Genomic DNA, 13,630 nt, shown 5'->3' on the forward strand with positions numbered 1-13,630 from the left:
ACAGCCAGAAAACACAGGTAACCAATCAGCAAAATAAAATGGATGGATCGCGCCCCCTGCCGGCTTCCGAAGATTTTTGGATAAAGCGGAAACCGATTATCCACGGCCGGCGACATCGCCATCCCGGTCAACATGGACAGCGGCGCCATGACGAAAACGACCGCGAAGTATGAAAGTTGTTGCAATGGATTGAATTGATAGAACCCGTTTGGTTCCACCGGCAGATGGAACGTGGCGTAATAGACAAAAGATTTCCACGAAGCCGGAATGATCTCCCATGAGGCCGGAACCAGCCGCTTCCATTGGTCGGTGAAGAAAAGCAACGCGAAAAAAATAAATCCGTTGAGAAGAAACAGATGAACCGATAGGAAATGCCAAGCTCGCGCCATCCCCACGGTGTGTCGGTATCCTGGCAAGGCCAGCCACGGAGAAATGTAGCGGGCGTCGTCCTTCGCCGTCCACAAGCGGTCACTCGGAACTTTCAGCGGTGTGAACCGGAGCCACTCCGAGTTCGGCGTGCAATGGCGATTCCAATAAAGTCGCGGGTGATCCATCAAAATGGAGAGTCCGCTGCGGACAAGGAGCATCAGAAAAAAGAAGTTCACAAAATGGGTCAGCCGCAACCACGCGGGGAAACCGTGCGGAGTTGGAGGATTTTCCAGATTGATCGGCGGCAGGAAATTCTCCTTTGGGAGCCCGGCGATCAGATACTGGCCCCACGCAATCGCGACGGGGGCAAGAACGACAACGGCAAACGCGAAGACGAACCGGGGATTTATCCAGACACGAAAACGGCGATCCGGTGGATAATGGATGGCTCGATGGACTTTGTCGAATGTCTGCATGAAGACCGGGTCTTAGGGTGAATCAGATTTCTTTGATTGACGTCGTCTCGAGCGTTTAGCCGATGGCTTCTTCGGATTACTGTGTGAAAACCCGGCCGGATAGGTGATCGTGGTGCCGCGGACTTTGGCGAAAGGAGTAAGCGTATGAACCTGGCGGCGAGTTGGGCTCAGGATGTCCTCGGTGCGGATTCCCCGAACCAGCAAGGCATCGGCGATTAGCGAACGATGACAGCGCCACGGCACAGCTTCAGCGCACATCAATACAATTCGCTCCCGGGTCGCCAATTGGATCAATTCGTCGAGGCCTTGCTCAAATTCCGGCGTCTGCATGTAATCCGCATAACCTCGAAAGGAAGCATTGCGCCAGCCGAGGTTGAGCGAATCGCGCTTCGCATGACGCAACCCGCCCAGTTCCGGCAGATGAACGTAGCGCAATCCGGCTTTTTTCAATGAGCCTGGCAGTGAAGCCTTGTTGAATTGCGGGTTGTTCCGGGACCGCGGCACCGTTCGCACATCCACGACGCGAATCGCACCGTGCGCCTGAAGCAGGCCTATAAAATCCCCGAGCGTGCGTGTGGAATGTCCAATCGTCTGCACGAGGGGAGAAGGTTTCGCACTGGCCTTCCCCTTTCCTCTCTGAACACCGGACCTGGCCTTGAATTTAGGCTCACTCATTTTGACATTTTTCTGCATCAGCGGCGCCCGCTTACTTTGGTCCGTTGACCGAGACGGAATAGTTTCTGCCTTCCCAGTGTCGGGCTTCTTTCCAGTAGAAAGTGAAATCGATCACTGAACCATCCAGGCAGTCCTTCGTGGGAAGATCAGCGAACCACACATTCAGCATGCTGAGAGGAGCGGCGTCCGCCTGGTTGGTTCTGGCCCAGCCATTGACGGACCAGACGACGGTTGCGCCGGTCGCAACGATGAGGCGCAGGATTTTGCCCTGCGGCATCCGGCGCAGCGGGTAGCGGAAGCTCCAAATCTCATGCCGGCTCGCGACCGGGTTGGCGACGTAGCGCTTGAAGGCCGGTTCGACTCGATCAAAACACACGCCGTCGTGAGCACTGCGCACGAGGGAGACATATTCCGCGTGCGACCAGCAAAGCGGCATGGCCGCACCCGTGGGCAGTCCGCGCTTCATTCCTCCCAGGTCTTCGGCGTCCCACAACTGCTCGCTGATCATGCCGCCTTCGTTGGCAAACTTTTCCATCGCGGCTATGAACAGTCTTGGATCGCTTCCCGCAGCGAGTTCGTAATGGCCACGCTCGCCGGTCAAAATCGGCCAGGAACGACCGACACCAGTTCCATCGAAAGCGTCGCCGTCCTCTTTCTGCCCGTAGCCATCGCAATTGTAGCGGCGCCAGCACGGACCTTGCGGCAGGTCGCGCTTGAGCAGGCGATCCATGACCACGACGGAATCGCGCACGAGCCGATCGTTTGCCGCACGAATGCCCAACCGCACGAGTTGAAGAAAATCGCCGCCGACGATGTTCCTTGCCGGATGGATGCCGCCGCCATTGGCAACTGCAAGCATCGTGGTGTTCGGATCGGCGTGCGGATCGGGTGTCTCGGGATCAGTGGGATTGATGCGAATGTAATGGCGCCGGAAACCTTCAACCAGTTCACCGGCTGTGGTGACGGTCCATTCTTCAACATGCGCGGCCAACCAGTCCGCATACTGCAAAATGAAATCCGCCGTGCTCGTTTCATTGTGCTGTTTGGCGAACTCCGCGGCGCAAACCAGGCCGGCGATCACCGCGGCGAGCGTCGAGGGTGAATAGCCGGCGGTCTCCTCCCAGCGTTCCTGCGCGGTGACCGGTCCCGCCCGGATGAGATACGCCGCTGCCCGGGAAATCATGACCCAGGGATCGAACCGGCCCAGCGTGACGCCTTCGCGATGCAGGCGCCACGCCAGCAGGATGGGAGCGGCAATTTCATCGAGTTGCACCCCGGGCCAATACGCATTTCCATTGATCCAGCTGTTTTGCGGAAACCGTCCGTCCGCCCGCTGAATGGCCGCGAGCCAGATCAAAGCGCGCAGCGGAGTCCCGGTCTGACCCGTCGCCAGGAGTCCGGTCGCGCTCTGCGTCAGGTCGCGGGTCCAGACCAGATGATAACCGCCGAGGTCGCTGTCGTCCTTGGTTTCACCCCAAGGGATGCTCATCGACGCGACCAGCGCGCCTTGAAACGATTTGTCCTCATGTGCGAGCAGGATGCAGCGGCTCAGCCGATACATGGAACCGTCGTCTGAGGTATGATCGCTGAAATCGTATTTTGGATCGACCACTGTGCGTTGCCACTGCCGAACATAGGCTTCGCGATGAACATCGAATGGTTCCGCGAGCGATTGCAGCAACTTCGCCACAGTGCTCTGGTAACTTCCGCCGAGGGCAATCGCGATCGCAAATTCATCACCGTCCTGAAGATCGATTTCTCCAGTGAGAGCAATGTTACCGTTCTCGGCGGCCGGAAATTCCCAGTCCATTTTGAAATTATCCATCAGGTCATGCCAACCGTCGCTCGCACCAACATAGCCGACCGACCGCCGCAAAAATCCGCTGCTGCATCCCATTACCAGATGCAAATCTTTGCGCTCGGCATGAAGCAGTTTGTTGCCGCCGATTTCGGAGGACCATCCGGAATTGCCCGCGCCGTGGCGCGCGAGGTGCGGAGCCAATAGCGCGTAGAGATGCAATTTCCCGCGTAACGACTCATCGAGAATCTCAAGCTTGGTATGCACGAGCAGCACCGACCGGTGCGGATCGGTCAGGACGTGCTTGATAAGCCGGTAGCGTCCGCCACGTTCCGAATTGGTGAGCCGGTAGAAAGGACAATCTCGTTCCGGGTATTCGACCTGGTGATCCAAGTCTCGCTTTTCCTCGTGACAAAACGTTTCACCGTCGCTGATCAGGAATTGAAAATCGCGCGTGTTCGGCTGGTCAACGGTGGGGTAATAAATCTCGTTGACGATGCCGTGGCTCAGCGTGAACCAGATCCGACAACTCGTATGATAAGCGGTGCCAAGACCCTCCTTGGCGCTGGATGTCCAACGCGGCGTGATACCGGGCGCGCCGAAGGCAACGGAATGTTCAGGTGAATTCACGGTGGTATTCCTCATAAGTTAGTGGGCAAAGCGTTCAGAAGTGGATTGATTGTAACGCTTCGCCCAAAGACGATAACCTCCTTCGAATGCGTTCGCATTATCTCCCCGCCGTGCGTCCGGCGGAAGCTTCTTGAGTAGTCGGGCATTGCCGCCGCCGAGCATAACATAGTCAGCTTGCAGCGCCGTCTTGAGTTGCTCAACGACTTCTTTTACGTGGTGCCGCCACTTGTTCTTCCCGAGACGTTTGAGTCCGGCCTGTCCCACGTAATCTTCGTAACTACGTCCCTTTCGATAGGGCAAATGCGCCAGTTCCATCGGTTCCAAAATGTTTTCAACGATGAGCGCCGAGCCAAGACCCGTGCCCAATCCAAGAAAAAGCATCCGGCCGCCTTGATAACTGCCCAGCGCTTGCATGGCGGCGTCATTGATAATTTTTAGTGGCCGGCCAAACGCCTTCTTGAAGTCAAACCCCACCCAGCCAGAACCTAGATGATGCGGTTCACTAATCGGACGCCCGTGGACTGCGGCACCCGGATAGCCAATCGAGATGACATCATATTTCCAACCTTCCGTGGCCGCTCGCACTGCGGCGATCATTTTCGCAGGCGTCATTGTTGGTCCGGACGAAATCTCCACAACCTTCCTGTGGCCAGTTCCGAGCACCTTCACATGGGTGCCACCGATGTCGATCACGAGGATTTTCATGCGATGGGGCTCCACGCGTGACCCGCGCGCTCGATCAATTCTCTGGCCGATTCGGGGCCATCGGTGCCTGCCGCATAATTTGGAAAATCTTCTCCCGGGGTTGTGTTCCAAGCCTCCAGCACCGGCATCAGTGCCGTCCATGCCGCCTCTACCTGATCATCGCGCATGAACAGCGTGGAGTCGTTGTCCATGACATCCTGGAGCAACGTAGCGTAGGCCGGGGGCGAAGGGGTCTTGAACGCTTCCCGATAACTGAACCGCATGTCTACCTGGCGCAAACGCATCGGACTGCCCGGTTGTTTTGCATAACATCGCAGTACGATGCCCTCGTCCGGCTGAATAGACATGATTACGCGAGTCGGCTGCCAGTCGCGCACGGCGTCGGACGGAAACAAGCGATGCGGAACTGGTCGAAAGTGGATGACAATCTCCGTCAGTTGTCGCGGCATTCGTTTGCCCGCGCGCAAGTAAAAGGGCACGTCTTGCCAGCGCCAATTGTCCACGAACAGCTGCAGCGCGACGTAGGTTTCTGTGCGCGAAGCCGGTGCAACGTCTTGCTCCTCGCGATAGCCCCGCACTCGTTTTCCCTGAATGGTCCCGCTCCCATATTGGCCACGCACGGTGCTGGTATTCACCGTGTCGTGAGAGAGCGGACGAAGAGCGTGGAGCACAGCGACCTTCTTGTCGCGGATTTCGTCCGCGCTAAACGACACGGGTGGTTCCATCGCCACGAGGCAGAGCAGTTGCATCAAATGGTTCTGCACCATGTCGCGCAGCTCGCCCGCTTGTTCGTAATACTTGCCGCGATGTCCAACACCGAGCTCCTCGGCGACGGTGATGGTCACACAATCCACGTATCGCCGGTTCCAGATCGGCTCGAACATCGGATTGGCAAAACGGAACGCCAAAATGTTCTGCACGGTCTCTTTGCCCAAAAAATGATCGATGCGAAAAATCTGCGATTCGTGAAAGCTCTTCGTAAGCACGCGGTTCAAGTGGCGCGCGGATTCGAGGTCCGAGCCAATCGGTTTCTCTACGACAATCCGGGCGCGCTGCCTTTCGCGAGCCAATCCAGCAGCCGAGAGGGATTTGGAAATCACTCCGATTAGGGACGGCGGCGTGGCGAGATGGAAAATGCGAACCGACTTTGCGTTCCAAGTCTTGTCCAGCGCGGCCAGTTTTTTCGCCAGGATCGTGTAAGTCTTGCTTGTCGCAAAATCACCCCGCTGGTAACTGATGTGCGCGGCGAATGCTTTCCAATCTGCGGCCTTGATCGAGCCGAGGCCAGAAAACCGGCGCACGCCTTCGTGAAGCCTCTTGCGAAAGGTCGCATCGCTCAATGCCGCATGATCTACGCCGATAATCGAAAACTTGTCCGGCAGGCTCCGGTTCAGGTGCAGGGTGAAAAGCGACGGGATCAACTTGCGCCACGTCAAATCCCCGGCTCCGCCAAAAATGATGAATGTGACGGGACCCGGCTCGTGTCGTGCCTCAATGGTTTGGCTCATCCCGGACTCCAGTGCGTGTGAAAAACACCCTTGGCATCAACACGCTCGTAGGTGTGCGAGCCGAAATAATCGCGCTGGGCCTGAATGAGATTGGCCGGCATCCACGCGCTGCGATAAGCATCCAAATAACCGAGCGAAACCATCAGACCGGGCACCGGAATTCCGAGTTGGCTCGCCGCGCAGACGAGGCTGCGCAGGTTTTCCTGATGATCCATAACCTTGTTCGAGATATTTGGGTCGAGAAGCAAATTGGGAAGGTCGCACCTCGCTTGGAACGCGGCGCGGATGTCTTCCAACAAAGCCGCGCGAATAATGCAACCGCCCCGCCAGACGCGGGCAACCGTTTCGAGGTTTAGGTGATACTCGTGCTTGACCGAAGCTACGGCCAACAACGCCATTCCTTGTGCATAGGTAATGATCATCCCCGCATAGAGTGCACTCCGCAATTGACCAATAAACTTGAGACGACCGCCTTCACAATGGGAGAGCGGCCTGTGAAGAACGCGGGCGGCTTCCTCGCGTTCGTCCTTGTAGCCCGACAAATTTCGCATAGCCACCGCCACGTCAATCGTCGGAATCGGAACCTGAAGGTCCATTGCATCCTGCGAAGCCCACATCCCCGTGCCTTTTTGCCCGGCTTCATCGAGGATGAGATCGATAAGCCGCTGGCCCGTCTTCTCGTCTATGCGAGAGAAAATATCTGCTGTGATTTCCACCAAATACGAATTGAGTTCTTCATGATTCCAGCGGTCGAAAACACTGTGTATTTGGGCGTCTGTGAAACCAAGCCCTCGCTTCATGAAATCGTAAATTTCTGCGATCAAACGCATCAACCCATACTCAATGCCGTTGTGAACCATCTTGACGTAGTGTCCGGCCGAGCCGGGTCCAAGCCAGGCAACGCAAGTTTCATCATTCACCTTTGCCGCGATTGCCTCGAAGATCGGTCGCACGCGCTCGTACGCTTCGCGCGGGCCGCCGGGCATGATGCTCGGGCCGTGCCGCGCGCCGTGTTCGCCGCCGGAGATGCCGACAGCAAGAAACTGAATCCCGCGCTCCGCCAACTTCGTCGTTCGCAGATCCATGTCGCTGAAATGAGAGTTGCCGCCGTCTATGATCAGATCGCCGCGTGCCAGATACGGCAGCAGATCGTGAATCACCGCATCAACGGGCGCCCCGGCCGGAACGAGCAACATCACCGCGCGGGGCACGCGGAGCAGGTCCAAAAACTCCGGCAGGCTCTTCGCACCGCTGATCTCTCGGTTCGCCGCCTCTTTCCGCAGCGCGGCCACTTTGGCGGCATCCTTATCGTAGCCGGCCACGGAATATCCGTGGCCCGCCATGTTCAGCAACAGGTTGCGGCCCATCACGCCCAAACCAACCATTCCGATTTCATATTGCGCCTTAATCTCTTCCTCGCTTTCCCGATCTTTTTGAGGGCAGCGCCCTTGTGCATGGCCAGGTGGTCCGTCTTGTCGCTCTTAATCAAATACTGTGGTTCTTCCTTTGAAGCGCGAACGGTGTAGGTCTTAAACCTAATCGCGGATGTGACCTTTTTCTTGATCGTTCCTCTAACGCGACCCGCTTCCGAGTTCCACTCCACATGATCTCCAACTTTTAATTCGTGTTTCATCGGGCATCACTCATTCAGCGACGGTTGATTTTGTGTTCTCCATCTCCACAGAATACTTTCCTTGGATCGCCAGACCGTTGCACTTGGCGCGATGGTGGAGAGCCGCCCGAGCTGCCTCGACATTAGTCGGAGAACCCTTCCAGATCTTGAGCGCGGGCGACTGGAGCGCGCGTCCGAAGGAGAAGCTCAGCCGCCAGGGAACGTCGCCTGACCTGCAAATGGCGTCCAACCGCAGCGTAGCCACTTCGTCAGCTTGCCCACCCGAAAGAAGCATGATTCCCGGCACGGCGGCGGACACAGTACGACGGAAACAGCGCAGGGTCGCCTCGGCGACTTCCGCAACGTCGGCTTGTTGTGGACACTCCGCGCCAGGCAAAATCATGCCGGTCTTAAGGAGCATTTGCTCTAGCACGACGCGATACTCAAACAGCGCGGCAAAGACACTTTCCAACGTAGCAGTCGTGACCTCCTCGCAGCGGTCGATAGTGTGGCTGCCGTTCATCAAAATTTCCGGTTCGACAATCGGCACCAACCCGGCTTCCTGACTCAGCGCGGAGAAAAGCGCTAGCGCGTTGGAGTTCGCTTCGATGCAGTTGCGGGTTGGAAGTTGCTCGCCAATCGCAATCACCGCACGCCACTTCGTGAAGCGCGCCCCGAGTTCCCGATACTCCCTCAGCCGGTCGCGAAGACCGTCAAGCCCTTGGGTAATCTTTTCCTCTGGAAAGTTCGCCAGGGAGGCGGTTCCTTTGTCCACCTTGATACCGGGAATGATGCCTTGCCGCGCGAGAACTTCCGGTATGGTGATGGGAATGCCGTCCGACCTCCGCTGGCGGATCGTTTCGTCGAACAGAATCACACCGCTGATGAATTCGCTCAATCCGGGAGTCGTGAACAGCATCTCGCGATAGGTGCCGCGGTTTTCCTCAGTGGACAAAATGTTGAGCGCCTCGAATCGCTTTTCAATGGTCGGAAAACTTTCATCCGCCGCCAGGATGCCTTTGCCAGAAGCGAGGAGCGATTTAACTGTTGATTCCAATGCAGGCGTAATCATCTATTTTGAGAGGTTTCGCGGGTCGATGCATTCCAATAAGCGTTGTTGCGTCGCGTTGAGATTTTGTATCACCACTTGTGCGATTCGCTTCATGAGTTGATAGCCCAGCTCGTGGTTCGTCTCGCACTGCTCTCGCAATCGAGTCCCATAGAAAAAGATTGCGCGGGTCGGATCGATTGCCCATGCGCTGAAATGCATGTAGTACGGGGGAAATAGCCAGGCTCAGCCCAAGTCATCGCCCGGCCCCAAGGTCCGAATGGGGAGCATGCCGCGTTCCTTCACTTCGGATTCGATCGACACCTTGCCTTCCAGAATCAGATAAAAACGGTTGGCCGGGTCTCCTTGCCGAAAAATCCACTGCCCCGGCTTGAATTGTGTTTCCATGGCGGACTCGGCGAGCAGTTGAAGATGGGGCACGCTCAGCCCCTCAAAGAAGGGCTGCTGTGCGATTAGCTCAAGGAACTGGATTGAGGCAAGACTTCCGTTCGCGACGGTAGGTGAAGTTTTGTGTTCGTCAGATTCCGTGATTTGATCTTTGGTTAGGACTTCAGTTGTTTTCATATCTATTTTCGTTTCAAACTGGCTTGCCGCATCTGATCGTGCTCGGCGCCTTTGATGCCTTCCTCAACCAATCTTTCGTTATCGCTTCGCCCCTCGTCGTCCTCGTCAGCGCTGGAAGTCACGCCCACTTTGTGCCCTGCTGAGCCCGGCACGAGATTCCAACGGTCGGATTCGGGCGCTGACTCAAGGATGACTTCTTTGGGATCTGTCTCCAGCTCACCGGTCAATTCTCGCTTGGCCTGCTCCCAATCGGACCTTGACGCTTCATGCGCCGAACGGCCGTCGATCATGGCCAGTTCAGCAGCGCCCGCCCGCACCATTTTACGAGTGACTGGATCGATGCCGTCGGAATTTTCGGTCAAGGCTCCTTCCTTCAGCGGGTTTGTTTTCATGGGTCGAAAATTAGCCCGCGTGCGGAAACGTTTGTGAGTAGTGCGTTGTCTTCATCTGACGCGCGCCGCGATCGTCGCGGGTGTCGCGGGATCTGGAAAAAATGTTGTCCCGCTTTTTAGCCCGATTGCCAGGAGTGGTTTCCTTGTAGTTTGCGCCCGGTTTGTAAATTGCATTTTTGGAACCGGCAGTCTTGTTCATAATACATCAGACTCGCTCTCATTATTTTGCCGCCTGCGAATGGGCTTCGACAAACCACAGCCATTTATCCAGGCCGCGCGAAACCTCGGTGAACAGGTCCGCCGTGTCAGCGTCTCCCAGGATGCTTGCTTCTTCGATCGTCGTGCGGGCTTCTTGTCCGAAGGTGGAAAGGGCACGGGAAACGGCTTCGACATGAGCCATGCCATCCGCGATCGCGAGCGGACACTCGGGCAAGCGCGTGTGCGACGCGGCCACGCGCACCGTGCCTTCGGCGATGCCGCCGAGTTGCACGATACGCTCGGCAATCATATCCACGTAGGACTCCACGGCCTCGTCAACCTTGTCGAAAAGTTCGTGCAGGCCGATAAAGCCCGGGCCTTTTACGTTCCAATGCGCCTGCTTCAGCTGCGTTTGCAGATCCACGGCGGACGCCAGCCGCTGGTTCATGAGTGCGTTCAGTTCCAACCGGAGGTTTTGAGAAATGTCGTTTACGGTTTCATACATTGTCGGTGCTTCCGCGATTTTGGTTATGAATGCATTCATCGGTTGATTCTTCCTTTGTTCGAGTGATCGGGAGATTTGTTCTACGTCTGGTGGTAAAGCCTGATGTGCTCCACAACGCCTGTTTCGACGATGGCACCGGGAGCTGCTAACGGCGTCAAGCCGCCTCACTCAAGGGAGCCAGGTGGTGCGCGGGGCTTCGCTCGACGGCTTCACTGGTCAGATTCACGAACACCGTGGATTCCTCGTAACTGATCCGGTCAACTTTGCTTGTCGGAATCTCCACCTCTTTGCCCGAAAGCCGGTGGCCGGTTTTGACGACCATTTGGCGAATCGCCCAACTCCGGGAGTCCATCATAAAATCGCAGACGTGTCCGGTCGTTCCATCGCTCGCCTTGATATGGTAACCGTTCACAGCCTGCGCGCTTTGCAGGTGCGCGTCGGCCCGTCCGGGTTGCGGGCCGCTCGCGGCGGCCGGTTCGACCGAAAGAGGCATCGCTGGCAGCTCCAAAATTGGAAACCCGCTCAGACCCCATAACCCGTCGCCCTGCCAGTAGAATGGCCAGCCGTAATATCGGTAATACTCTTCTTCGTATTGCCGCGACACCGGCTTGTGAGATTCAATCGAAGGGCTTTTCTCGATCTGTTTCCGGGTCAGGTTCACGCGCAAGATTTGTCCCGCCTGATCGAGACTGCCGAAAGCATGGGGTGAGATGAGCACTTGTCGTCCTGGCAACCACGAGCCCGTGTCCGCGACCAGATAACGAATCGCCCAGTTCTGATCGCCAAAATAAAAATCCTTCACTTGGCCGATCTCGCCATCCGATGAGCCGAGTTTGTTCCCGTATAATTGTTTGATGCTTCGCAACATAATTGTTTCTTGTGAAAATTTTTGGACCGCTGCCCGGGAGGATGGCCCGCCGGGCATGCGATTACTTCAACCGTCGACTCATGCCGCCGATGGGGCCTCTCCCCGGCCTGTTCAAATTCTCCCCAGCAAAAGCAGGACGACCAGAATAACCAGCAGCAAGCCAAGCCCGCCGCTCGGGTAATAGCCCCAACTCCTGCTGTGTGGCCACGCCGGAATTGCGCCGAGCAACATAAGAATGAGTACAACCACCAGAATAGTTCCTAACATAATGTTCCTTTCGATGTGCGAATCTTGTTCGCCTGATTATCTTCCGACAATCTGTCTTTCTTCTGTTCTTCCATCTGTCTGTTTTGATCGCGGCCGCGCGAGCGGAACGCCAGCCAAAGCGTGGAAATCGAGCCCGCCCCTTTGAGCAGGGCCTGCCAACGGGACGCTTTTGCGCCGGCTTCCTCAAACTTGCCGCGCCGGAATGCCGACACGGCCGCCACGAGTAGCGCGGCGGCTGAAGCGAGCGAGCTTGCGGATTTCACGCGATCAGAGAAACGGCGGACTCCGTCGGCCATCGTCTGCCATTCCTGAACCAGTTGGGCGCGGTTGAGTTCGCTTTCCGCGATCAATAGTTGTTTCCGCGATTCGGTTGGATTTATTCGATGATTGTTTCCAAACATGCGCGATCCTTTTTGAATTGATCGAGGGTTGCCGGAAGCGTTTTCCAATCGCGCAGAAGCGCGGTGAGACGCCGGTAAAGAAAGACCGCAGTCGTGGCGTAAAGGCCGGTCAGGACCAGAAGGACCGCGACCGGCGAGAAGTTCCAGAACAGGACCACGATCGTGCCCGTGAGCGCGACTCCGGCGAGCAAACCAAAGGCGGCCGCACCGAGGGCCAGCAGGATGGCGCGCAGGAGGCGCACACGCTCCTCCTGCACTTCTACCATCAACAGTTCGAGGCGATTTTCACCGATGGTCAACAGCCGTCGGGCGAAACGTTTCGATGAAGCGGCAAACGGCCCGGAATTGTTGTTGGTTGTTTCCATCGTTGAATCAGTCCCCGTTGCGGGAGCGCCGGCGTGAGACGAGATAACCGATGACCGCACCGACGCCGACGGCGATGCCGATGGCTTGATAAGGATTCTCGCGCACGGCCTGGTCGGTGGCTTTGGCGCCCTCGACCGCTTTGTCACGGACGCGGCCATAAAACTCCTTGCCGCTATCCAGCGCGGCCGCGAGACGTTTGCGGGCGTCGCTAACTTTTTCTCCGGCCACGTCGGCGGTGGCGGCCATCAAGGCGCGCGCATCTTCGGCCAGCGTGCCCATGTCATTGCTGGTTGCTTGTGTTTGTTTGGTCATAGTGGTCTGTCCTGTCGTTTTGTTTTGTTGGTTTGTTGTAAGAGCCTCTCGCGGCGGGCATTGGTGCGGGCGTTCACGCCGCGCGGACCCTTCGCACCCTTGCCAATTCCCACGCAATTATTCCCTGGGTTTTTTCTCCTGGCCCTTGTCCGCCGGAGTCGCTTCGGTTTTTTCACTTGCGGCCGGCTTTTCCTTGGCAGGCGGCTGCACTTTTTTGTCTGATGGCCTGGCAGGTTTTTCCGGTTTTTTGACTTGTTTCTCCACCTTCTGCTCGGCCGGTGGTTTTATCGTCACGGGATGATTGCCTTCCGGTTTGGCGGCAGGCTTGGCTTCCGGTTTGGCGGCAGGCTTGGCTTCCGGTCTGACGGCAGGCCTGACTTCCGGTTTGGCCGCGGGCCGGGCTTCCGCAACAACGGGAACGGGCTTGCGGGTCTCGTTCTGTGTTTCCGGGTTCTTCCTGGCGGGCGCTGCCGGTTCACGCGTGGCCGCCGCTGTTTTCTCAACCCGCGGTGGGACCGGCACGGCGGCGGTTGATTTCTGGACCTGCGCCGGCGTGGGCGCGGCAACTGTTTTCTTTTCGCGGAGTTCAGCGTCGCGGCTGACCGGCGTCTGAACTTTTTTCTCAACAGCCGATGTCGGTGTCGGTTGCTTGCGGACGACCGCTGCTTCCTGCTTTTGGCGCAGTTCCCGAACCGGGACCGCCTCGACCTTTCGTCCGCTTGCTTTTTCGATGATGGTGGTGGCCGGACCTTCGTTGATCACGGTGTTGTTCACAATTTTGGTGTTCGTGATGGTGGTGGTCTTGTTGATGATGGTGGTATTATTGACGACCACCGTCGTGGGGCGAACGGGGTCCAGGAACTGACGTTGCTCTACAAAGACATACGCCCGTGGCGAGATGCGTGACTGGTTAAA

General features: G+C 57.1%; 18 protein-coding genes. All 18 read right to left on the bottom strand.

The features are described from left to right. A partial coding sequence (locus VN887_13905) for a cytochrome b/b6 domain-containing protein (GenBank protein HXT41101.1) occupies positions 1-845 on the bottom strand: 845 nt, incomplete at its 3' end. A 12-nt stretch (positions 846-857) separates the two neighbouring features. Further along, positions 858-1,520 carry a DUF488 domain-containing protein gene (locus VN887_13910; protein HXT41102.1) on the bottom strand — a complete coding sequence of 221 codons (663 nt, stop codon included), beginning with the start codon at positions 1,518-1,520 and terminating at the stop codon, positions 858-860. Between the two features lie 31 nt (positions 1,521-1,551). Further along, complete coding sequence (locus VN887_13915) at positions 1,552-3,948, bottom strand: glycoside hydrolase family 15 protein (GenBank protein HXT41103.1); 2,397 nt, start codon at positions 3,946-3,948, stop codon at positions 1,552-1,554. A gap of 18 nt (positions 3,949-3,966) precedes the next feature. Then, the gene (locus VN887_13920; GenBank protein HXT41104.1) at positions 3,967-4,653 is read right to left on the bottom strand and encodes an ROK family protein; all 687 of its coding nucleotides are present in this window, start codon (positions 4,651-4,653) and stop codon (positions 3,967-3,969) included. Further along, entirely contained in the window at positions 4,650-6,161 is a 1,512-nt protein-coding gene (zwf, locus tag VN887_13925) for a glucose-6-phosphate dehydrogenase (protein ID HXT41105.1), read from the bottom strand. Before zwf ends, VN887_13920 begins: the two co-directional genes overlap by 4 nt. Beyond that, a complete protein-coding gene (gndA, locus tag VN887_13930; GenBank protein HXT41106.1) occupies positions 6,158-7,546 on the bottom strand; it encodes an NADP-dependent phosphogluconate dehydrogenase in 1,389 nt (462 codons plus the stop codon). Before gndA ends, zwf begins: the two co-directional genes overlap by 4 nt. Next, positions 7,528-7,794 carry a DUF2945 domain-containing protein gene (locus VN887_13935; GenBank protein HXT41107.1) on the bottom strand — a complete coding sequence of 89 codons (267 nt, stop codon included), beginning with the start codon at positions 7,792-7,794 and terminating at the stop codon, positions 7,528-7,530. The genes gndA and VN887_13935 overlap by 19 nt, the downstream gene beginning before the upstream one ends. 10 nt (positions 7,795-7,804) lie before the next feature. Next, a complete protein-coding gene (locus VN887_13940; protein ID HXT41108.1) occupies positions 7,805-8,830 on the bottom strand; it encodes a class I fructose-bisphosphate aldolase in 1,026 nt (341 codons plus the stop codon). Positions 8,831-9,067: 237 nt separating this feature from the next. Continuing rightward, complete coding sequence (locus VN887_13945) at positions 9,068-9,406, bottom strand: cyclic nucleotide-binding domain-containing protein (GenBank protein HXT41109.1); 339 nt, start codon at positions 9,404-9,406, stop codon at positions 9,068-9,070. A 2-nt stretch (positions 9,407-9,408) separates the two neighbouring features. Beyond that, positions 9,409-9,798: a hypothetical protein gene (locus VN887_13950; GenBank protein ID HXT41110.1), complete on the bottom strand. Its 390-nt coding sequence runs from the start codon at positions 9,796-9,798 to the stop codon at positions 9,409-9,411. 10 nt (positions 9,799-9,808) lie between these two features. Then, entirely contained in the window at positions 9,809-9,997 is a 189-nt protein-coding gene (locus VN887_13955) for a hypothetical protein (GenBank protein ID HXT41111.1), read from the bottom strand. 21 nt (positions 9,998-10,018) lie between these two features. Beyond that, complete coding sequence (gene dps, locus VN887_13960) at positions 10,019-10,540, bottom strand: DNA starvation/stationary phase protection protein Dps (GenBank protein HXT41112.1); 522 nt, start codon at positions 10,538-10,540, stop codon at positions 10,019-10,021. Between the two features lie 115 nt (positions 10,541-10,655). After that, positions 10,656-11,369 carry a PRC-barrel domain-containing protein gene (locus VN887_13965; protein HXT41113.1) on the bottom strand — a complete coding sequence of 238 codons (714 nt, stop codon included), beginning with the start codon at positions 11,367-11,369 and terminating at the stop codon, positions 10,656-10,658. A gap of 111 nt (positions 11,370-11,480) precedes the next feature. Then, positions 11,481-11,636 (bottom strand): DUF3309 family protein, encoded by a 156-nt coding sequence (locus tag VN887_13970; protein HXT41114.1) that lies wholly within the window; start codon positions 11,634-11,636, stop codon positions 11,481-11,483. Continuing rightward, complete coding sequence (locus tag VN887_13975) at positions 11,630-12,037, bottom strand: hypothetical protein (protein HXT41115.1); 408 nt, start codon at positions 12,035-12,037, stop codon at positions 11,630-11,632. Before VN887_13975 ends, VN887_13970 begins: the two co-directional genes overlap by 7 nt. After that, positions 12,013-12,402, bottom strand: coding sequence for a phage holin family protein (locus tag VN887_13980; protein HXT41116.1), 390 nt, complete (start codon positions 12,400-12,402; stop codon positions 12,013-12,015). Before VN887_13980 ends, VN887_13975 begins: the two co-directional genes overlap by 25 nt. A 7-nt stretch (positions 12,403-12,409) precedes the next feature. Continuing rightward, positions 12,410-12,715: a DUF883 family protein gene (locus tag VN887_13985; protein ID HXT41117.1), complete on the bottom strand. Its 306-nt coding sequence runs from the start codon at positions 12,713-12,715 to the stop codon at positions 12,410-12,412. A 117-nt stretch (positions 12,716-12,832) separates the two neighbouring features. Then, the coding region (locus VN887_13990; GenBank protein ID HXT41118.1) for a hypothetical protein at positions 12,833-13,630 on the bottom strand (798 nt) is incomplete at its 5' end.

This window comes from Candidatus Angelobacter sp., assembly GCA_035607015.1.
Lineage (GTDB): Bacteria > Verrucomicrobiota > Verrucomicrobiia > Limisphaerales > AV2 > AV2.